This is a genomic window from Pseudomonas lundensis (assembly GCF_015377145.2).
Taxonomy (GTDB): domain Bacteria; phylum Pseudomonadota; class Gammaproteobacteria; order Pseudomonadales; family Pseudomonadaceae; genus Aquipseudomonas; species Aquipseudomonas lundensis.
The window spans coordinates 1,881,418-1,900,694 of sequence record NZ_CP062158.2; the positions used below are offsets into that span (position 1 = coordinate 1,881,418).

Annotated in this window: 20 protein-coding genes; 3 read left to right on the forward strand and 17 right to left on the reverse strand. The window is 60.3% G+C overall.

The window, feature by feature from the left end:
• The first annotated feature begins 81 nt into the window (after positions 1-81).
• Entirely contained in the window at positions 82-684 is a 603-nt protein-coding gene (gene recR, locus IF654_RS08940; protein ID WP_047275252.1) for a recombination mediator RecR, read from the forward strand.
• A gap of 44 nt (positions 685-728) precedes the next feature.
• Here recR and IF654_RS08945 read toward each other — a convergent pair whose 3' ends face one another.
• Positions 729-1,274, reverse strand: coding sequence for an adenine phosphoribosyltransferase (locus IF654_RS08945; protein ID WP_094988104.1), 546 nt, complete (start codon positions 1,272-1,274; stop codon positions 729-731).
• Between the two features lie 47 nt (positions 1,275-1,321).
• A complete protein-coding gene (gene fnr / locus IF654_RS08950) occupies positions 1,322-2,056 on the reverse strand; it encodes a fumarate/nitrate reduction transcriptional regulator Fnr (protein WP_047282561.1) in 735 nt (244 codons plus the stop codon).
• A 187-nt stretch (positions 2,057-2,243) separates the two neighbouring features.
• Between fnr and IF654_RS08955 the strand changes: the two genes are divergently transcribed.
• The gene (locus IF654_RS08955) at positions 2,244-2,684 is read left to right on the forward strand and encodes a hypothetical protein (protein ID WP_047275380.1); all 441 of its coding nucleotides are present in this window, start codon (positions 2,244-2,246) and stop codon (positions 2,682-2,684) included.
• Here IF654_RS08955 and hemN read toward each other — a convergent pair.
• The 14 genes from hemN to ccoN (IF654_RS09025) form a co-directional block, all read right to left on the reverse strand.
• Positions 2,677-4,059 (reverse strand): oxygen-independent coproporphyrinogen III oxidase, encoded by a 1,383-nt coding sequence (gene hemN, locus IF654_RS08960; RefSeq protein WP_047280412.1) that lies wholly within the window; start codon positions 4,057-4,059, stop codon positions 2,677-2,679. The genes IF654_RS08955 and hemN overlap by 8 nt on opposite strands.
• A 137-nt stretch (positions 4,060-4,196) precedes the next feature.
• A complete protein-coding gene (locus IF654_RS08965; protein ID WP_047275243.1) occupies positions 4,197-4,880 on the reverse strand; it encodes a sulfite exporter TauE/SafE family protein in 684 nt (227 codons plus the stop codon).
• Positions 4,873-5,103: a cbb3-type cytochrome oxidase assembly protein CcoS gene (gene ccoS / locus IF654_RS08970; RefSeq protein WP_047275241.1), complete on the reverse strand. Its 231-nt coding sequence runs from the start codon at positions 5,101-5,103 to the stop codon at positions 4,873-4,875. The genes IF654_RS08965 and ccoS overlap by 8 nt, the downstream gene beginning before the upstream one ends.
• A gap of 20 nt (positions 5,104-5,123) precedes the next feature.
• Positions 5,124-7,574 (reverse strand): heavy metal translocating P-type ATPase, encoded by a 2,451-nt coding sequence (locus tag IF654_RS08975; protein WP_094988103.1) that lies wholly within the window; start codon positions 7,572-7,574, stop codon positions 5,124-5,126.
• A 104-nt stretch (positions 7,575-7,678) separates the two neighbouring features.
• Positions 7,679-8,224, reverse strand: coding sequence for a FixH family protein (locus tag IF654_RS08980; protein WP_047280410.1), 546 nt, complete (start codon positions 8,222-8,224; stop codon positions 7,679-7,681).
• Positions 8,225-8,236: 12 nt separating this feature from the next.
• On the reverse strand, positions 8,237-9,652 hold the full coding sequence (gene ccoG / locus IF654_RS08985) for a cytochrome c oxidase accessory protein CcoG (RefSeq protein ID WP_047275235.1): 1,416 nt from the start codon (positions 9,650-9,652) through the stop codon (positions 8,237-8,239).
• A gap of 329 nt (positions 9,653-9,981) precedes the next feature.
• Positions 9,982-10,959, reverse strand: coding sequence for a cytochrome-c oxidase, cbb3-type subunit III (gene ccoP, locus IF654_RS08990; RefSeq protein ID WP_047275233.1), 978 nt, complete (start codon positions 10,957-10,959; stop codon positions 9,982-9,984).
• Complete coding sequence (locus IF654_RS08995; protein ID WP_080960189.1) at positions 10,956-11,147, reverse strand: cbb3-type cytochrome oxidase subunit 3; 192 nt, start codon at positions 11,145-11,147, stop codon at positions 10,956-10,958. The genes ccoP (IF654_RS08990) and IF654_RS08995 overlap by 4 nt, the downstream gene beginning before the upstream one ends.
• 5 nt (positions 11,148-11,152) lie before the next feature.
• The gene (ccoO, locus tag IF654_RS09000; protein ID WP_047275230.1) at positions 11,153-11,761 is read right to left on the reverse strand and encodes a cytochrome-c oxidase, cbb3-type subunit II; all 609 of its coding nucleotides are present in this window, start codon (positions 11,759-11,761) and stop codon (positions 11,153-11,155) included.
• Positions 11,761-13,203, reverse strand: a complete 1,443-nt coding sequence (ccoN, locus tag IF654_RS09005; protein WP_047275228.1) for a cytochrome-c oxidase, cbb3-type subunit I — start codon at positions 13,201-13,203, stop codon at positions 11,761-11,763. The genes ccoO (IF654_RS09000) and ccoN (IF654_RS09005) overlap by 1 nt, the downstream gene beginning before the upstream one ends.
• Before the next feature lie 480 nt (positions 13,204-13,683).
• Entirely contained in the window at positions 13,684-14,622 is a 939-nt protein-coding gene (gene ccoP, locus IF654_RS09010; protein ID WP_047275226.1) for a cytochrome-c oxidase, cbb3-type subunit III, read from the reverse strand.
• Positions 14,619-14,810, reverse strand: a complete 192-nt coding sequence (locus tag IF654_RS09015; protein WP_080960194.1) for a cbb3-type cytochrome oxidase subunit 3 — start codon at positions 14,808-14,810, stop codon at positions 14,619-14,621. Before IF654_RS09015 ends, ccoP (IF654_RS09010) begins: the two co-directional genes overlap by 4 nt.
• 15 nt (positions 14,811-14,825) lie before the next feature.
• A complete protein-coding gene (gene ccoO / locus IF654_RS09020) occupies positions 14,826-15,434 on the reverse strand; it encodes a cytochrome-c oxidase, cbb3-type subunit II (protein WP_047275222.1) in 609 nt (202 codons plus the stop codon).
• Between the two features lie 10 nt (positions 15,435-15,444).
• The gene (ccoN, locus tag IF654_RS09025) at positions 15,445-16,869 is read right to left on the reverse strand and encodes a cytochrome-c oxidase, cbb3-type subunit I (protein WP_047275220.1); all 1,425 of its coding nucleotides are present in this window, start codon (positions 16,867-16,869) and stop codon (positions 15,445-15,447) included.
• A 73-nt stretch (positions 16,870-16,942) separates the two neighbouring features.
• On the opposite strand from ccoN (IF654_RS09025), the gene IF654_RS09030 reads away from it, so the two are divergent.
• Positions 16,943-17,626, forward strand: a complete 684-nt coding sequence (locus IF654_RS09030) for an alpha/beta family hydrolase (protein WP_194862570.1) — start codon at positions 16,943-16,945, stop codon at positions 17,624-17,626.
• Positions 17,627-17,676: 50 nt separating this feature from the next.
• On the opposite strand, the gene IF654_RS09035 is transcribed toward IF654_RS09030, so the two are convergent.
• Entirely contained in the window at positions 17,677-19,242 is a 1,566-nt protein-coding gene (locus IF654_RS09035) for a methyl-accepting chemotaxis protein (RefSeq protein WP_047275216.1), read from the reverse strand.
• Positions 19,243-19,277: the final 35 nt, after the last annotated feature.

Here is a 19,277-nt window from a genome sequence, read left to right on the forward strand (position 1 = left end):
TGTGGGGGTGACGAGAGCATTTGACGCTGCCTGACCGGGCGGGTATAAACCGCCTCTCGTTGTTTTGTCGGACTTTTCCCTATGAGCTTTAGCCCCCTGATTCGCCAACTGATTGATGCCTTGCGCACTTTGCCGGGCGTGGGTCAAAAGACCGCGCAGCGCATGGCCCTGCAGTTGCTTGAGCGTGACCGCAGTGGTGGCTCGCGTCTGGCGCTGGCGTTGAGTCAGGCGATGGAAGGGGTAGGGCATTGCCGGTTGTGCCGCACCCTGACCGAAGACGATCTGTGCCCGCAGTGCGCGGACCTGCGTCGCGATGACACCCTGCTGTGTGTGGTGGAAGGCCCGATGGACGTCTATGCCGTGGAGCAAACGGGGTATCGCGGGCGCTATTTCGTGCTCAAGGGGCATTTATCGCCGCTGGATGGCCTGGGGCCAGAGGCGATTGGCATTCCGCAACTGATGGCGCGCATTGAATCGCAAGGCACCTTTACCGAGGTCATCCTGGCCACCAACCCGACCGTCGAAGGCGAGGCCACCGCGCATTACATTGCGCAGCTGCTGCACAGCAAAGGTTTGATCGCGTCACGCATCGCCCACGGCGTGCCGTTGGGTGGCGAGCTTGAATTGGTGGATGGCGGAACGCTGGCGCATTCGTTCGCCGGACGCAAACCCATCGCATTGTGAGACCCATCGCCCTTGCTGGCGAACGTGACAGCAAGGGCGACGCTTTATTCGGTCAGCGAAAACTCAGTCAGGCTAAAGGTCGAAATGCCGATGTCATTCAGGCGCTTTGAGCCGCCCAGTTCAGGCAGGTCGATGATGGCCGCCGCTTCAAAGACCGTTGCCCCCATGCGCCGTGCCAGATTGGCCGCCGCAATCAGCGTGCCGCCTGTGGCAATCAGGTCATCCACGATCAGCAACGAATCCCCTTCGCACAGGCTGTCAGCGTGCGCCTCCAAAAACGCTTCGCCGTATTCGGTCTGATAGCCTTCAGCGATCACGTCCGCCGGCAGTTTGCCTTGCTTTCGAAACAGGATCAGGGGCTTGTTGAGCTGGTGAGCCAGTACTGATCCGATCAAAAACCCGCGTGCATCCATGGCGCCGATGTGGGTGAAGTGGGCTTCGACGTAGCGTTCGATAAACGAATCGGCAATCACGCGCATGGCGCGAGGGGACTGGTACAGCGGGGTAATGTCGCGAAAAATCACGCCCGGCTTGGGGAAGTCAATGACCGGGCGGATCAGCGATTTTAGGCAGAAGTCGTTCAAGACCATGGTGTGGGTGTGTCCTGGCGTGCGTAAAGCGCGCCAGTATAGCGGCTTTAGCCTTCCAAAGACCCGCCTGCCAGTTCGCACAGCTTGATCGGGTCAAGGATGTTGACTTCCTTGCCTTCCGCGATCAGAAAATGGTCGTTCTGCAAGCGCGTGAAGACCCGCGAGACCGTTTCAACGGCCAGGCCCAGGTAGTTGCCGATTTCATTGCGCGACATGCTGAGGCGGAACTGGTTGGCCGAGAAACCGCGGGCCCGGAAGCGGGCAGACAGGTTGACCAGGAACGTGGCAATACGCTCGTCAGCGGTCTTTTTCGACAGCAGCAGCATCATTTGTTGGTCGTCGCGGATTTCGCGGCTCATCACGCGCATCAACTGGCGACGCAGTTGCGGCAATTGCAGGGCCAGCTCGTCCAGGCGTTCAAACGGGATTTCGCACACCGACGTGGTTTCCAGCGCCTGTGCTGACACCGGGTAGGATTCTGTGTCCATGCCGGAGAGGCCGACCAGTTCGCTGGGCAAATGGAAGCCGGTAATTTGCTCTTCGCCGCTGTCACTCAGGCTGAAGGTCTTGAGCGCGCCAGAACGGACTGCGTACACCGAACCAAACGTATCGCCCTGGCGAAACAGGAACTCCCCTTTTTTCAGGGGGCGGCCTCGCTTGACGATCTCATCCAGCGCGTCCATATCTTCCAGATTCAATGAAAGTGGTAAACACAGAGGCGCCAGACTGCAGTCCTTGCAGTGTGCCTGGTTATGAGCGCGCAGTTTTACTGGCTCGGACATTTCTTTAATCCTTGTGGGAAAACACACATAAGTTACAAGGGTAACTCAGCAAGGGAATCCAGACCAGTGCGCCTTCTCTGGGCGGAACGCTCAAGAAATGTAGGATTTGGCCGATAAACGGGTATCGCAGATAAACGGAGCAGGGAAGATGTCGTCGATGGGAGGGGTAACCCTGGGGCAAAGTGGGATGTTGCACATCCCGGCGCCTGTGCAGAACACGCAGGGTCAGAAAACAGCCGACAAAGACGCGAAACTTGACGTGGACGCCACGACTCCCGCTGAAGGCGTGTCGGTCACCATTTCGGGCGCCGCCCTGAAAGCGGCCGGGGCGCAGAAAGCTGACAACAGCGACATTGAAGACAGCGGTTTGCCCGACAACATTCAGAAACTGCTGAAGATGATTCGCGACGTCAAAAAGCAGATCGCCGAGAAGCAGCAGCAACTGCAACAAGTGTTGACCAACAGCAGCCTGAGCCCGGAACAGGCCAAGGCTCAAGCGTCGGCATTGCAGGGTGAGATTTCCAGCCTGACGGCCAGTCTGATCACGCTGAACGCGAGCCTGGCCAAGGCCATGAAAGACATGAGCAGCGACGACGCGCTCAAGGCCGCTTCGTTAGCCGCTAAATAACCCGCGAATAGCGTTGGCGGTTTTGTTGCTCCAGGTAGGCATCAAATACCATGCACACCGAGCGCACCAATAACCGCCCCGCCGGCAGAACGGTCAACTGGTCACTGTCCAGTGCGATCAGGCCGTCTTGCGCCATTGCTTCCAGTTCGGGCCACTGGGCCGCGAAATACCCCCTGAAGTCGATGTTGAACGCTTGCTCGATGCGCGCAAACGGCAAGTGCAGGTTGCAGATGATTTGCTGAATCACTTCGCGGCGGATCCGGTCATCCTGGTTGCAGATCAGCCCGCGGCTGGTGGCCAGTTGGGCACTGGCCAGCGTGGTCTGGTACTGCGCCAGATCGCTGTTGTTCTGGCAGTACAAATCGCCGATCTGGCTGATGGCCGATACCCCGAGCCCGATCAGGTCGCAATGACCGTGGGTGGTGTAGCCCTGGAAATTGCGTTGCAGCGTGGCTTCTTCCTGGGCAATGGCCAGTTCGTCATCCGGCAGGGCGAAGTGGTCCATGCCGATGTAGCGGTAACCGGCTTTGGTCAGTTGCTCGATGGTGTTTTGCAGCATCTGCAGCTTGTCGGCAGGGGACGGCAAATCACTGGCATTGATCCGGCGCTGTGGCATGAAGCGCTCAGGCAAGTGCGCGTAATTGAACACCGACAAACGATCCGGCTGCAGATTAATCACTTCGTCGACCGTGCGCGCAAATGCCTCGGGCGTCTGTTTCGGTAGCCCGTAGATCAGGTCGATATTGATCGAGCGAAATTGCAGGGTGCGCGCCGCGTCAATCACCGCGCGGGTTTCTTCCAGGCTTTGCAAGCGGTTCACGGCCCGTTGTACCTGCGGGTCGAGGTCTTGCAGGCCGATGCTGACCCGATTGAACCCCAGCTCGCGCAACAGCCCCATGGTCGACCAGTCGGCTTCGCGCGGGTCGATCTCGATGCCGTAGTCGCCGGAGTCATCGTCCAGCAGGTTGAAATGCTGGCGCAGCTTGGCCATTAACTGGCGAAGTTCGTCATGGCTGAGGAACGTCGGCGTGCCACCGCCAAAGTGCAACTGCTCGACCTTTTGATGGGGGTCGAGGTGGCAGGCGATCTGCTGGATTTCCTGCTCCAGGCGTTGCAAATAGGGCTGTGCGCGGCCCCGGTCCTTGGTCACGACTTTGTTGCAGGCGCAGTAATAGCAAATGTTGGCGCAGAACGGCACGTGCACATACAACGACAGAGGACGCAACGCCTTGCGGCTTTCTCGCAACGCATGCAACAGGTCAAACGGGCTGACCTGGCTGTTGAACTGCATGGCTGTGGGATACGAGGTATAGCGCGGTCCGGCCATGTCGTAACGGCGAATTAAATCTGAGTCCCAACGAATGGCGTCGAGCATGCGGGCATTCCCCCGGGATGGCTGGCAATGCTCGGCAGTCTAGGGGGTGGGTCACTGTTGCATCTTGATTTGCATCAAGAGCTGTGGTTGCAGCTTTGTAGCAGCCTGACACCGCACGGGGCGTCACGCTGCCCGGCTCAATGCCCCATTAACCAATGCTGGTGCGGGCCGGGCAGGGTCCAGATGCCGAACAGGATCACCAGCACGCCGCCTGTCATGCGCACGCTGCGCTTGCGCAGCAGGGCCGTGACACGCTCGGCCGCCAGCCCCGTGGCCAGCAACACGGGCCACGTGCCAAGGCCAAACGCCAGCATCAACAGTGCGCTGTCGGTCGCGCTGCCCTGGCTGGCTGACCAGATCAGGGTGCTGTACACCAGCCCGCACGGCAGCCAGCCCCAGAGTGCGCCCAGCAGCAAAGCGCGCGGCAGGCTCGATACCGGCAGCAGTCGCGTCGCAATCGGCTGGATATGACGCCACAGGCCGCGCCCCAGGCTTTCAATGCGCGTCAGACCGCTCCACCAGCCCGCCAGGTACAAGCCCATGCAAATCAGTAGCACGCCCGCGAGGATGCGCATGAACAGCGCCGCCGGGCTATTGGCCACGGCCCAGCCTGCGAGCCCAAGCAATAAACCGGCTGCGGCATAGCTGAGGATTCGACCGAGGTTGTAGGCCAGCAGCAACCTGAAGCGTCGGCTGCGTTGTTCTTTCGGAATCGCCAGGGTCAGGGCGCCCATCAACCCCCCGCACATGCCCAGGCAATGGCCACCGCCCAACAGGCCGAGGATGACGGCTGAAACCAGCAGCGGCGCCAATTCAAGCATGGGGCGGCGCTGTTTGATCGTCGTCTTTAGGCGCGTCCGGGTGCAGGCCTTTGGCCTCGTCGACGGCGGCGGTGTGCTGCGGGTCTTGGTCGTCAAACAGAATGCTGTGGGCCGGGCTGTCCAGGTCGTCGTACTGGCCGCTGTCCACCGCCCAAAAGAAGATGTAAATGGCGACCCCGACAATCAGCAAGGCCGCGGGAATCATGACGTAAAGCGCTGGCATAAGAACTCCGGACGGCCGTTTCAGGCCGGCATCGGCTGAGGATCGAGGGTAGGTTGAAGGCTGGCGGGCTTCGGCATGCGCGTCAGGCGCATGGCGTTCAACACCACGATCAGTGAACTGATGGACATGCCCACGGCGGCCCATACGGGGGTAATCCAGCCCAGCGCCGCAAAGGGCAGCATCAGGCCGTTGTACAGGCCTGCCCACAACAGGTTTTCGATGATAACCCGACGTGTGCGCCGGGCAAGGCCAAAGGCTTGCACCAATGCCTCAAGCCGATTGGACAGCAGCACGGCATCGGCGCTGGTTTTCGCCAGGTCAGTGGCCGATCCCATGGCCACGCTGATGTCGGCAGCGGCCAGCACCGGCACGTCGTTGACCCCGTCACCGAGCATCAACACCGTGCGGCCCTGGGCATGCAACTGCTGCAACACGTGCAGTTTGTCGTCGGGGCGCAGGCCGCCGCGCGCTTCATCAATCCCCAGCTCGGCCGCCACACTGTCGACCATCGGGGAGGTGTCGCCCGACAGCAGCAGCGTGCGCCAGCCCCGGGCCTTGCAGGCCGCCAGCAGCGCCGGGGCGTCGGCGCGCAAGCGGTCATCGAGGACAAACCAGGCCAGCGGCCCCTGAGCGTCGCCCAGCAGCAGCCATTGGCCAGGCTCCTGCGGCATGTCCGGCACGGCCGTCCCGCTCAGTTCACAGACAAACCCCGGCTGGCCGATGCGCAAGCGCTGCGCACCCACGCGCCCTTCGAGACCCAGGCCGGGCGTGCTGTGCACTTCTTCTGCGGCGTGGGGCGCGCGACCAAAAGCGCGGGCAATCGGGTGCTCGGAGCGATTTTCCAGCGCAGCGGCCAGCCCCAGGCAGTGGTCGCTGTCCAGATCGCGCAGGGGGCGAATGGCCCGCAGCGCCAGACGGCCTTCGGTCAAGGTGCCGGTTTTGTCGAAAATCACGGTGTCGATCTGGTTCAAGCCTTCGATCACGTGCCCGCGTGTCAGCAGCAGGCCCAGCTTATGCAACGTGCCGGTGGCCGCCGTGAGCGCGGTGGGGGTCGCCAGCGAGAGGGCGCACGGGCAGGTTGCTACCAGCATCGCCAGCACAATCCAGAACGCGCGGGACGGGTCCAGTTGCCACCACACCACGCCGATGGCGGCCGCCGCAAGCAACGAGAACAGCAAAAACCATTGCGCGGCCTTGTCGGCTATTTCCGCCAGGCGCGGTTTTTCGCTTTGGGCGCGGTCGAGCAGGCGCACGATGGCCGACAGGCGTGTGTCCTGGCCCAGGGCCAGCACTTCAATGGTCAGGGCGCCTTCGACGTTCAGCGTGCCCGCCGTGACCGCGTCGCCGGGGCTGCGGGGCTGTGGCAGGTATTCGCCGGTCAGCAGTGATTCGTCGATGCTGGACTGCCCGTCGAGAATCTTGCCATCGGCGGGCAGGATCGAGCCGGGATGCACCAGTACTTGGTCACCGACCTTGAGTTCGGTCAGCAGGATGCGCTCGCTTTGCCCGTCAGGGCTCAGGCGCAGGCAAGAGGCGGGCAGCAGATTGACCAGCTGCGCGGTGGCGGCGGCGGTGCGCTCCCGGGCACGTCGTTCGAGGTAGCGCCCCGCCAGCAGGAACAGCGCAAACATGCCCACGGCGTCGAAATACAGTTCGCCAATGCCGGTAATGGCAGTCCAGATACCGGCGATGTAAGCACCGCCGATGGCCAGCGACACCGACACGTCCATGGTCAGGTGTCGGGTGCGCACGTCGCGCATGGCGCCTTTGAAAAAGGGCGCGCAGCTGTAAAACACGATCGGGGTGGTCAGAAACAGCGCGACCCAGCGCAGGATGGTGTGCATCTCGGGGCTGAGGTCGATGTTGAATTCGGGCCAGGTGGCCATGGTTGCCATCATTGCCTGAAACCACAGCAGCCCGGCGACGCCTAATTGGCGCAAGGCCAGGCGGTTTTCGCTGGCCAGTTGTTCGGTGGCGCGGTCGGCCTGATAGGGGTGGGCGGCATAGCCGATGTGGCGCAGTTCGCTGAGCACTTCGCTCAGCGGCAACTGGCTGTCGGCCCAGCGCACATGCAGGCGGTGATTGGACAGGTTCAGCCGTGCCTCACTCACGGCCGGTAAGCGGCGCAGGTGTTTTTCAATCAGCCAGCCACAGGCCGCGCAACTGATGCCCTCAATCAGCAGGGTGGTTTCAGCCTGCTCGCCTTCATGCCGCACAAACGGTTGTTGCACGTCGGGGCGGTCATACAGGGCCAGTTCTTCGACCAACTGCACCGGCAGCGCTTCAGGGTTGGCGGAGGCTTCGCTGCGGTGCTGGTAATAGCTTTCCAGCCCGCCGGCGACGATGGCTTCGGCCACGGCCTGACAGCCGGGGCAGCAGAACTCGCGGGTTTCCCCGAGAACGACCGCAGTGAAGCGACTGCCGGGCGGAACGGGCAGGGCGCAGTGATAGCAGGGTACGGGAGTGGTCATGGCAGTCTGTCGCGAGGCTGTGCGCTGAACATACATCATTGCCCGCGAGGCCAGCGTGGCAGGGTTCGCGTTTCCCTGTCACGGCGGCCTTGCGGGCAACGTTGTTACTGTTTGGAGTGGACTTCAGCGCCTTGCAGGGGCTCGTCACCCAGCAACAGGTCTTTGTCGTGACCGACTTCTTCTTCTTCCTCAAACAGGCGCCAGGTCTTGCCATCTTCAACGCCCAGCAGCTCGACGAAACGGCGCCCTTCAACCTTGTCATCCAGCTGGCCGATGTAACGGCGCGGCTCCGATTCACTCTGTGTCAGCGGCACCTTGCGGTCCTTTTCAGGCTGGGTCGGGGAAATCAGGTTCAGTTCAATCGTTTTCGGGTGGCTGTTGCCGTCGAGCAGCAGCACCACTTCACCGGTCATGCCATCCAGGTGCAACGTCGCCTTGAGGTTGAGCTGCTGACCCAGCAGTTCGCGGTCGAGCGAGCGGTTGATGCCTTTGCCAGCCTCGTAGTAGTTGTCATTGACCAGATGATCGGGGTTGTTCACGGCGATGGTGACCATCGACAGCGTGAGCGTCACCGAGCAGGCCAGGATGGCAATGATGATCCACGGCCACAGGTGTTTGTACCAGGGGCTGTAGGGTTTTGGTGCTGGCATGGCAAGGCTCTCTTATCTGATTTGGGGGCCGATGAAGCGGCTCTTGGCTTTTACGTTGATGTCGCTGTTGTCCGCGTCCTTGAGAATGAAATACACCTCGTTGGTACTGGACGGCAGTGCTTCTGGGGCAATCGACAACTCGACCGGCATGCTGACGATATCGCCCGCCGCGACCTTGATCTCGCGCCTGCCTTGCAGTTTCAGGTCCGGCAGACCCGTGGCATCGAGCACGTACGTGTGGTCGTGCTGGTCCTTGTTCATGATCTTCAGGCTGTAGACGTTTTCGATCCGGCCTTCAGCGTTTTCGCGGTACAGCACGCGGTCTTTGCTGACATCGAACCCGACCAGGCTGCGGGTAAAGAAGGCAGCAGCCAGCAGGCCCATCATCGTCAGTAGCACCAGCGCATAACCGATCAGGCGAGGGCGCAACTTATGGGTTTTTTGCCCGGACAAGTTGTGCTCGGTGGTGTAGCTGATGAGGCCGCGCGGGTAGTTCATCTTGTCCATGATGCTGTCGCAGGCGTCGATGCAGGCCGCACAGCCGATGCATTCGATCTGCAGGCCGTCACGGATGTCGATCCCGGTCGGGCACACCTGCACGCACATGGTGCAGTCAATGCAGTCGCCCAGGCCTTGAGCCTTGTAGTCTGCGTCCTTTTTACGCGGGCCACGGACTTCACCGCGACGCGGGTCGTAGGAAACAATCAGCGTGTCTTTGTCGAACATCACGCTCTGGAAGCGCGCATACGGGCACATGTAAATGCACACTTGTTCGCGCAGCCACCCGGCGTTGCCGTAGGTGGCGAGGGTGAAGAAACCGACCCAGAAATACGCCCAGCCATCGGCCTGACCGGTGAAGAAATCGATCACCAGTTCGCGAATGGGGGAGAAGTAGCCGACAAAGGTCATGCCAGTGACAAAGCCGATCAGCAGCCACAGGCTGTGCTTGCTGAGCTTGCGCACGAACTTGTTGGCGCTCATCGGCGCTTTGTCGAGTTTGATGCGCTGGTTGCGGTCACCTTCAGTGACTTTTTCGCACCACATGAAGACCCAGGTCCACACGCTCTGCGGGCAGGTATAGCCACACCACACACGCCCGGCGTACACAGTAATGAAGAACAGGCCGAAGGCGGCGACGATCAGCAAGCCCGACAGCAGGATGAAATCCTGTGGCCAGAAGGTGGCGCCAAAAATGAAGAATTTACGTTCCGGAAGGTTCCACCAGACAGCCTGGTGGCCGCCCCAGTTAAGCCAGACAGTGCCGAAGTACAGCAAAAACAGCACAGCCCCCCCGACCATTCGTAAATTGCGGAACAAACCGGTGAATGCGCGGGTGTAGATTTTTTCCCGGGCAGCATAGAGGTTGACGCTTTCAGGTGCCTTCTTGGCAGGTGGCGTTACATCGTGTACTGGAATCTGATTGCTCATTAGTGCGTCCCACGGCAGTGGAAAAATGCCGCGACCAGTGCGTGCCGGCCGCAGTCAGAAGGTGTTGCAGTGGCGCAATGATACGCCTGTGACTCTAGCTCAAGGGTGCGACCTTTGGTCGCGTTCCGAAAAAACAGAACTTGGTATAGCAGTTGTAACAAGTCATGACACAGATCAATTGACTTCAGTGCCTGCCTCCAGGCCGGAAAACCCCGCAGCGTGCTTGGCCAGAGCGGTTTCGTTGGGTGACGTGCCGTTTCTGAGGGCGTAAAAAAGCCCCGCCAACACAGGGTGGCGGGGCTCTTTGTCAACGCGGTCAAACCACTGAGTTATTCAGCGGCCTTGGCGTCTTCACCGTGGGACAGGCTGTACACGTAAGCGGCCAGCAAGTGAACCTTGTCGTTCCCTTGCAGATCCGCTTGAGCAGGCATCTGACCCTGACGGCCGTAACGGATGGTCTGCTGCAGTTGAGCGAAGCTCGAACCGTAAATGAACGCGCCCGGGTGAGTCAGGTTGGGGGCGCCCATCAGCGGGTTGCCTTTGCCTTCCGGGCCGTGACACACGGCGCAGTTGGTGGCGTACAGCTCTTTGCCTTTGGCCGGATCAGCCTTGGCGCCTTCTGGCAGCTTGCGGCCGTCCAGTTGGGTCAGCACGTAAGCGGCTACGTCGCTTACGCCCTGCTCGCCGATGACGTCTGCCCAAGCCGGCATCATCGCGTGGCGGCCGTCCATGATGGTGGCCTTGATCTCTTGCGGGCTACCACCCCAGCGCCAGTCGGCGTCGGTCAGGTTAGGGAAGCCGTACGCGCCCTTGGCGTCGGAGCCGTGGCACACCGAGCAGTTGGACGCAAACAAACGGCCGCCCATTTTCAGTGCTTGCGGATCCTTAGCGACTTCTTCAATGGGCATGGCAGCGAATTTGGCGAAGATCGGACCAAACTTGGCGTCCGACTTGGCCATTTCCTTTTCCCATTCGTGAACCCCGGTCCAGCCCGTCTGGCCATTGGCAAACGGCGTTTCCTTTTGCAGGTCGAGGTACTGGTAGCCCGGCAGCAGGCCTTTCCAGTTACCCAGGCCCGGGTATAACACCAGGTAGCCCAAGGCAAAAATCACGGTGCCCACAAACAGCATGAACCACCATTTCGGCATCGGGTTGTCGTACTCTTCAATCCCGTCGTAAGAGTGCCCAACTGTCTCGTCAGTCTGTTCGCTGCGTTGCCCCTTGCGGGTGGCCAGCAACAACCAGGTCAAGGCGAAGATGGTACCCAGAGTGAGGACTGTAACGTACAGACTCCAGAACGTAGTCATTCTTTGTTACTCCTAGAAGCTTGCTCTTGCTCGACGTGCTTGATGGCTTCGGGATCATCCTTGAACGGCAACAGGGTTGCGTCTTCAAACTCCGACTTGCGCCGCGGGCTGAATACCCACAGCGCCAAACCGATAAAAGCCACCATCACGACGACAGTGCCCAGGCCACGAATCATCCCGATATCCATCTAGATCACCGTTTGCTTTTGATGATAGTGCCCAAGCCCTGGAGGTAAGCCACCAGTGCGTCCATTTCGGTTTTGCCCTTCACTGCATCCTTGGCACCGGCGATGTCTTCGTCGGTGTAAGGGACGCCGAGCGTGCGCAAGACTTCCATTTTTTTCGCGGTGTCCTTGCCGTCCAGCTTGCGTTCCACGAGGAACGGATACGCGGGCATGACCGATTCAGGCACCACGTTGCGCGGGTTGTACAAGTGCGCACGCTGCCAGTCATCGGAGTAACGGCCGCCGACGCGGGCCAGGTCCGGACCGGTACGCTTGGAACCCCACAGGAACGGGTGATCCCAGACGCTTTCACCGGCGACCGAGTAGTGGCCGTAACGTTCGGTTTCAGCACGGAACGGGCGGATCATTTGCGAGTGGCACTGAACACAACCGTTGGCGATGTAGATGTCGCGGCCTTCGAGTTCAAGTGCCGAGCGCGGCTTCATGCCTTCGACGGGCGTGTTGGTCACGTCCTGGAAGAACAGCGGAACGATTTGGGTCAAACCACCAATGCTCACGGCGATGACCATGAAGAAGGCCATCAGGCCGATGTTCTTCTCGACTGTTTCGTGCTTCATCAGTGGGCTCCAACGACAGCGATCTTGGTGGCTGCTTCAGCTTCTACCGGGTTCGAGGCGCGTACCGTGCGGAACACGTTGTACGCCATGAACAGCATGCCGCTGGCGAAGAAAGCACCGCCGATGGCGCGAACGATAAAGCCCGGGTGGCTGGCTTGCAGCGCTTCGACGAACGAGTACGTGAGGGTGCCGTCGTCGTTGATGGCGCGCCACATCAGGCCCTGGGTGATGCCGTTGACCCACATCGAGGCGATGTACAACACCGTACCGATAGTGGCCAGCCAGAAGTGGGTGTTGATCAGGCTGGTGCTGAACATGGCCTTTTGCCCGTAGAGGCGCGGGATCATGTGGTACAGGGCGCCGATCGAGATCATGGCCACCCAGCCCAGAGCGCCGGCATGAACGTGGCCGATGGTCCAGTCAGTGTAGTGCGACAGCGAGTTGACGGTCTTGATGGCCATCATCGGACCTTCGAAGGTCGACATGCCGTAGAACGCCAGCGAAACCACCAAAAAGCGCAGGATCGGGTCGGTGCGCAGCTTATGCCAGGCGCCCGACAGGGTCATCATGCCGTTGATCATGCCGCCCCAGCTGGGTGCCAGCAGGATGATCGACATGGCCATGCCCAGCGACTGAGCCCAGTCCGGCAGTGCGGTGTAGTGCAAGTGGTGCGGACCGGCCCAGATGTACAGGGTGATCAGTGCCCAGAAGTGCACGATCGACAGGCGGTACGAGTAGATCGGACGCTCGGCCTGCTTGGGAACGAAGTAATACATCATCCCCAGGAAGCCTGTGGTCAGGAAGAAACCCACGGCGTTGTGGCCATACCACCACTGGATCATGGCGTCGGTCGCACCGGCATAGGCCGAGTAGGACTTGAAGAACGTCACGGGCAGAGAAGCGTGGTTCACGATGTGCAGCATGGCCGTCACGATGATGAATGCACCGTAGAACCAGTTACCCACGTAGATATGCTTGGTTTTGCGCTTGGTAATGGTCCCGAAGAACACAATGCCGTAGACCACCCAAACGATGGCCAGCAGGATAGCCAAAGGCCATTCCAGCTCTGCGTATTCTTTGGTCGTGGTGTAACCCAGCGGCAACGTGATCAGGGCGCCGACGATCACCGCTTGCCAACCCCAGAAGGTGAAGGAGGCGAGGGTATCGGAGATCAGGCGCGTCTGGCAGGTGCGCTGCACGACGTAATAAGAGGTGGCGAACAATGCACAACCACCGAAGGCGAAAATCACCAGGTTGGTGTGCAAGGGACGCAGACGGCCGAAGGTCGTCCACTCAAGGCCAAGGTTTAATTCAGGCCACACAAGTTGTGAAGCGATGAAAACCCCGAGCCCCATGCCAAGGATCCCCCAGACCACCGTCATGATGGCGAACTGGCGGACTACCTTATAGTTATAAGCAGTCGGACTGATTGCTGTGCTCATTCTAAGGTTCCACGGTTTAGGTGTTTTATTAGGAGTAAAAATCGGGCGCAAGTATGTATAAAGCGTAGGGTTATTGCAACGCAGCATGACCTCGGTCAATGCTTTCCAACGCTGATTCTGCGCCCTTTCCACACGTATCGTAGGGATAAAATCCGCCACGAAAATCAACCGCATGGAGCACGCAGGCGAAGGGGGGTGGGACGGACAAAACCGGGCGGGAATAAGGCACGGCGACATCATGGCGAAGACCGCAATCGACGATAGCCGGTATAAACCCAACCGTGTGGCCGGAAACACTGCCCTTCAACTGACCGATTTTTTTCGCTTGACCTGAACCCGGCGCACGCCGAATCACAGAATTAAGAGCTTAGTCCTGAATGGCGAGAGAGCAATGAAGGACGGCTGAGAGGTGCGACACTTGGTCGCGCTTTGAGGCGGGAACTGCCGCACCAAAATGATGCGGCAGGAAATGTCCGGAAATTATTCCGCTGATTTTTCCTCTTGCTTACCGTGGGACAAGCTGAACACGTAGGCCGCCAGCAGTTGCACCTTGTCGTTGCCCAACAATTCGTTCTGCGCCGGCATGTGACCTTGACGGCCGTGACGGATGGTTTGCTGCAACTGCGCCAGGCTGGTGCCATAGATGAAGGCAGCCGGTTGGGTCAGGTCAGGCGCACCCATGATCGGTGTCCCTTTGCCGGTTGCCCCGTGGCACGCCACACACGTGGTGTCGAACGCTTGCTTGCCTGCAGCCAGATCCACCGTAGTGCCTTGCGGCAACGGCAGGCCTGCCAGGTCATGACGCACATAAGCCGCTACGTTTTTGACCCCGTCTTCGCCCAACACTTCGCCCCAGGCCGGCATGGCAGCCATACGGCCACCCATGATGGTGGTCTTGATGGTGTCGGCATCGCCGCCCCAACGCCATGAGTTGTCGGCCAGGTTAGGGAAGCCGAACGCGCCCTTGGCATCCGAACCGTGGCATACCGAGCAGTTGGAGGCGAACAGGCGACCGCCCATTTTCAGGGCTTGCGGGTCTTGAGCGACTTGCTCCACAGGCATGGCGGCGTACTTGGCGAAAATCGGGCCGAACTTGGCATCGGCCTTGTCCATTTCCTTTTGCCATTCGTTGACGCCGGTCCAGCCGTTTTCATAACCCGGCAGCAGGCCTTTCCAGTTGCCCAGGCCGGGGTAGAGGATCAGGTAGCCGACGCCAAATACCAGCGTGCCGACAAACAACATGAACCACCATTGCGGTAGCGGGTTGTCGTATTCCTCGATGCCGTCAAAGGCATGGCCCATGGTCTCGACGGTTTCGCCCTTGGTTTCACCCTTGCGCGTACCGACCAACAGCCAGGTCAGGCCAATCAACGTGCCGATCGTCAGCACGCTGATATAGATACTCCAGAAGGTGGTCATGCTTTGTTACTCCTAGACGCTTGTTCTTGCTCGACGTGTTTGATGGCTTGCGGATCGTCCTTGAATGGCAGCAAGGTCGCGTCTTCGAATTCCGACTTGCGACGCGGGCTGAACACCCACAACGCCAGGCCGATAAAGGCCACTGCCACCACGACAGTGCCCAGGCCGCGAATCATTCCACTACTCATCTCGAAGACCATGGCTCACCTCTTGCTCTTGATCGCAGTGCCGAGGCCCTGCAGGTAAGCCACCAAGGCGTCCATTTCCGTCTTGCCCTTGACCGCATCCTTGGCACCGGCGATGTCTTCGTCGGTGTACGGCACGCCCATCATGCGCATCACTTCCAGTTTCTTTTGGGTATGGCTGTCATCGACCGGCGTGGCCACCAGCCATGGGTAGGCAGGCATCTTCGACTCGGGCACGACGTTGCGCGGGTTGTACAAGTGCGCACGGTGCCAGTCATCAGAGTACCGGGCGCCGACGCGGGCCAGGTCCGGGCCGGTACGCTTGGAACCCCACAGGAACGGGTGATCCCAGACGCTTTCACCGGCGACCGAGTAGTGACCGTAACGTTCTGTCTCGGCACGGAACGGACGAATCATCTGCGAGTGGCACTGAACGCAGCCTTCGCGGATGTAGATGTCCCGGCCTTCCAGTTGCAACGCGGTGTAAGGCTTCATGCCTTCCACCGGGGTGTTGGTCACGTCTTCAAAAAACAGCGGCACGATCTGCGTCAGGCCGCCGACACTCACACACAGAATCATCAGCAACAGCATCAGGCCAATGTTCTTCTCTACGACTTCATGTTTCATCACGAACTCCTCAGGCCATCTGCGCGGCGGCTACGACTTCAGCGGGCTCGGCGTTACGCACGGTGCGCCAAGTGTTGTAAGCCATCAGCAACATGCCACTGAGGAAGATCGCACCACCGATCAGGCGGACGACAAACCCAGGGTGGCTGGCCACCAGTGTTTCGACGAAGGAGTAGGTCAGCGTGCCGTCTTCGTTGACGGCGCGCCACATCAGGCCTTGCGCGATGCCGTTGACCCACATCGAGGCGATGTACAACACGGTGCCGATGGTTGCCAGCCAGAAGTGGGCGTTGATCAGGCCCAGGCTGTACATCTGTGGGCGACCGAAGATTTTCGGGATCATGTGGTAGAGCGCGCCAATCGAGATCATGGCCACCCAGCCCAGAGCGCCGGCGTGTACGTGGCCGATGGTCCAGTCGGTGTAGTGGGAGAGGGCGTTGACGGTCTTGATTGCCATCATCGGGCCTTCGAAGGTCGACATGCCGTAGAACGCCAGCGACACGACCAAAAAGCGCAGGATTGGGTCGCTGCGCAACTTATGCCACGCCCCCGACAGGGTCATCATGCCGTTGATCATGCCGCCCCAGCTTGGCGCCAGCAGAATCAGCGACATCACCATGCCCAGCGACTGTGCCCAGTCCGGCAGCGCGGTGTAGTGCAAGTGGTGCGGACCGGCCCAGATGTACAGGGTGATCAGCGCCCAGAAGTGCACGATGGACAAACGATAGGAATAGATCGGACGTTCGGCCTGTTTCGGCACGAAGTAGTACATCATCCCCAGGAAGCCCGCTGTCAGGAAAAAGCCTACAGCGTTATGCCCGTACCACCACTGCACCATGGCGTCAGTGGCACCACCGTAGAGGGAGTAGGACTTGGTGAAGCTGACCGGGATTTCCAGGTTGTTCACGATGTGCAAAATCGCCACGGTCACGATAAACGCGCCGAAGAACCAGTTGCCCACGTAGATGTGCTTGGTCTTGCGCTTCATGATCGTGCCGAAGAACACGATGGCGTACGCGACCCAGACAATGGTGATCAGGATGTCGATCGGCCATTCCAGCTCGGCGTATTCCTTGGAGCTGGTAAAGCCCAGCGGCAGGCTGATTGCCGCCAGCAAAATCACCAACTGCCAACCCCAGAAGGTAAACGCGGCGATTTTAGGCGCGAACAAGGTCGCCTGGCAGGTGCGTTGCACCGAATAGAACGACGATGCGAACAGTGCGCATCCGCCGAAGGCGAAGATCACAGCATTGGTGTGCAGTGGGCGCAGGCGCCCGAAACTTGTCCAAGGCAAATTGAAGTTAAGTTCTGGCCAGACCAACTGCGCGGCGAGAAAAACGCCGAGCCCCATACCGACGATGCCCCAAACCACCGTCATAATGGCAAATTGGCGGACCACCTTGTAGTTGTAGGCGGTACTTGTAGAAGTGTTCATGGTTCCCCATCCACGGATCAGGTGCGTGCAAACGCGCGCCTGGAGTTATAGGCAGACTAAAAGCGAGGCAAGCATGGGGGTAGCGGGTGATGTCGGTATTGACGGGGATCAATGGGCGCAGTGCGTGCAGCAACGCGGCTGGCTCTGGAATGGCGCTGCACAAGGCGCCGGTTGGACCCTGATCCTGGCCCACGGCGCAGGCGCGCCGATGGACAGTCAGTGGATGGCTGAAATGGCTGAACGCCTTGCCGTTCGCGGGGTTAACGTACTTCGCTTCGAGTTCCCGTACATGGCGCAACGCAGGCGCGATGGTGGCAAAAGGCCTCCCAATCCGCAGCCGGTGTTACTCGAATGTTGGCGTGAGGTATTTAGTGAGGTGCGACGGCATGTCGCTGGGCCAATTGCCATCGGTGGCAAGTCCATGGGCGGGCGCATGGCCAGCCTGCTGGCAGATGAGTTGGGCGCGGATGCGCTCGTGTGCCTGGGCTACCCGTTTTATGCGGCTGGCAAACCGGAAAAACCACGGGTGGCGCACCTGGCGCACGTCAAGACGCCGACCCTGATCGTGCAGGGCGAACGCGATGCGTTGGGCAACCGTGAAGCGGTAGAGGCGTATACGTTGTCACCGGCGATTGAGGTGCACTGGTTAGTGGCCGGTGACCATGACTTGAAGCCGCTTAAAGCATCGGGCTATAGCCATGCACAGCATCTGGAGGCTGCGGCAGACAGGATTGTGAGCGGGTTGAAGCCCGCCTAGTCGCGGCCGGGCAGCACGAGGCTGCGTTCGGCGGCGACACGGTATCGGCTTTAGCGGTTAAACCGCTCCACCAGCGAGTACTGCACGTTCACGGTCTGGGTCAGTTCTTCGCTCAATTGCGCCGAGCGCTGGGCCTGATCGGAGGTCTGGTCAGCCAGGTCAGCGATGGTGCTGATGTTGCGGCTGATTTCTTCTGCGACCGAGCTTTGCTCTTCGGTGGCGGCGGCAATTTGCGTGGTCATGTCGGTGATGTTGGCCACCGCTTCACTGATCCCCACCAGCGCCTGATCGGCTTCCAGGACCCGTGCCACGCCTTCTTCGGCCTGACGATGCCCGGCGTCCATGGTTTGCACGGCGCTGGCTGCCGTCTGTTGCAGCTTGGCAATCAGGCTGTGGATCTGGCCGGTCGAGGTGCTGGTGCGTTGCGCCAGTTGGCGCACTTCATCCGCCACCACGGCAAAGCCACGGCCCATTTCCCCGGCGCGGGCCGCTTCAATAGCGGCATTGAGGGCCAGCAGGTTGGTCTGGTCGGCAATGCCTTTGATCACGTCGACCACGCCGCCGATTTCATCGCTGTCCTTGGCTAGCTGGGTAACGGTCGCGCCGGTTTCACCGACCACCACCGACAGGCGCTCGATGGCTTCGCGGGTTTCCCCGGCGATGTCGCGGCCGCGACTGGTCAGGCGATTGGCTTCCTGGGTGGCGTCCGCGGTGCGTTGCACGTGGCTGGCCACTTCTTGCGTGGTGGCCGCCATCTGGTTTACGGCGGTGGCCACTTGCTCGGTTTCCAGGCGCTGGCGCTCAAGCCCGCTGGAGCTTTGATGCGCCAGGGCGTCGGACTGACGGGCCTGGTCGCTCAAGTGCTCGGCGGTGTCCTGCAAGCGCGTCAGGCAGGTTTTCAGGCGGGCTTCCTGGCTGAGAATGGACATCTCCAGTCGCGCCTGCGGGCCACGGCTGTCGGTGTACATCTGTGCAATCAGCGGGTCAGACGTGGTCTGTTCCGCCAGGCGCAGTAAGCGTTTGATCCCGCGTTGCTGCCAGGTCAGGCCCAGCAGGCCTAGCGGAATGGACAACAATGCCGCCAGTGCAAACCCCCAGCTGGAGGTGAGCAGGGCGCCTATCATGAAGCTCAACTGGCTGACCAGAATGAACGGCAGCCAGTCCTGCACCACCGGCAGCCACTTGTCGCGCTGCGGAATTGCAGGCTTGCCGCGGTTGATCCGCGAATACAGGGCTTCGGCGCGACGAATTTGTTCGGCGGTCGGTTTGACCCGCACCGACTCGTACCCCACCACACGCTCGTTTTCAAACACCGGCGTGACATAGGCATTGACCCAATAATGGTCGCCGGTCTTGCAGCGGTTTTTAACGATGCCCATCCACGGCAGGCCCTTTTTCAGGGTGGTCCACATGTGGTCAAAGACCGCTGGCGGCACATCGGGATGGCGCACGAGGTTGTGCGGCGCGCGCATCAGCTCATCACGCGAGAAGCCGCTGATCTCGACAAAGGCGTCGTTGCAATACGTGATCACACCTTTGGCATCGGTCGTGGAAATCAACCGTTGCTGAGCGGGGAATGTGCGTTCGCGTTGTGTGATGGGCTGGTTATTACGCATGTCGTTTCAATCCGCAAGGCTTTGAAAGGGTGTCG

Bases quoted from the DNA above. Each gene is read 5' to 3' on its own strand.
- recR (WP_047275252.1), top strand. From the start codon at position 82: ATGAGCTTTAGCCCCCTGATTCGCCAACTGATTGATGCCTTGCGCACT.
- IF654_RS08945 (WP_094988104.1), bottom strand. From the start codon at position 1,274: ATGGTCTTGAACGACTTCTGCCTAAAATCGCTGATCCGCCCGGTCATT.
- fnr (WP_047282561.1), bottom strand. From the start codon at position 2,056: ATGTCCGAGCCAGTAAAACTGCGCGCTCATAACCAGGCACACTGCAAG.
- IF654_RS08955 (WP_047275380.1), top strand. From the start codon at position 2,244: ATGTTGCACATCCCGGCGCCTGTGCAGAACACGCAGGGTCAGAAAACA.
- hemN (WP_047280412.1), bottom strand. From the start codon at position 4,059: ATGCTCGACGCCATTCGTTGGGACTCAGATTTAATTCGCCGTTACGAC.
- IF654_RS08965 (WP_047275243.1), bottom strand. From the start codon at position 4,880: ATGCTTGAATTGGCGCCGCTGCTGGTTTCAGCCGTCATCCTCGGCCTG.
- ccoS (WP_047275241.1), bottom strand. From the start codon at position 5,103: ATGCCAGCGCTTTACGTCATGATTCCCGCGGCCTTGCTGATTGTCGGG.
- IF654_RS08975 (WP_094988103.1), bottom strand. From the start codon at position 7,574: ATGACCACTCCCGTACCCTGCTATCACTGCGCCCTGCCCGTTCCGCCC.
- IF654_RS08980 (WP_047280410.1), bottom strand. From the start codon at position 8,224: ATGCCAGCACCAAAACCCTACAGCCCCTGGTACAAACACCTGTGGCCG.
- ccoG (WP_047275235.1), bottom strand. From the start codon at position 9,652: ATGAGCAATCAGATTCCAGTACACGATGTAACGCCACCTGCCAAGAAG.
- ccoP (WP_047275233.1), bottom strand. From the start codon at position 10,959: ATGACTACGTTCTGGAGTCTGTACGTTACAGTCCTCACTCTGGGTACC.
- IF654_RS08995 (WP_080960189.1), bottom strand. From the start codon at position 11,147: ATGGATATCGGGATGATTCGTGGCCTGGGCACTGTCGTCGTGATGGTG.
- ccoO (WP_047275230.1), bottom strand. From the start codon at position 11,761: ATGAAGCACGAAACAGTCGAGAAGAACATCGGCCTGATGGCCTTCTTC.
- ccoN (WP_047275228.1), bottom strand. From the start codon at position 13,203: ATGAGCACAGCAATCAGTCCGACTGCTTATAACTATAAGGTAGTCCGC.
- ccoP (WP_047275226.1), bottom strand. From the start codon at position 14,622: ATGACCACCTTCTGGAGTATCTATATCAGCGTGCTGACGATCGGCACG.
- IF654_RS09015 (WP_080960194.1), bottom strand. From the start codon at position 14,810: ATGAGTAGTGGAATGATTCGCGGCCTGGGCACTGTCGTGGTGGCAGTG.
- ccoO (WP_047275222.1), bottom strand. From the start codon at position 15,434: ATGAAACATGAAGTCGTAGAGAAGAACATTGGCCTGATGCTGTTGCTG.
- ccoN (WP_047275220.1), bottom strand. From the start codon at position 16,869: ATGAACACTTCTACAAGTACCGCCTACAACTACAAGGTGGTCCGCCAA.
- IF654_RS09030 (WP_194862570.1), top strand. From the start codon at position 16,943: ATGGGGGTAGCGGGTGATGTCGGTATTGACGGGGATCAATGGGCGCAG.
- IF654_RS09035 (WP_047275216.1), bottom strand. From the start codon at position 19,242: ATGCGTAATAACCAGCCCATCACACAACGCGAACGCACATTCCCCGCT.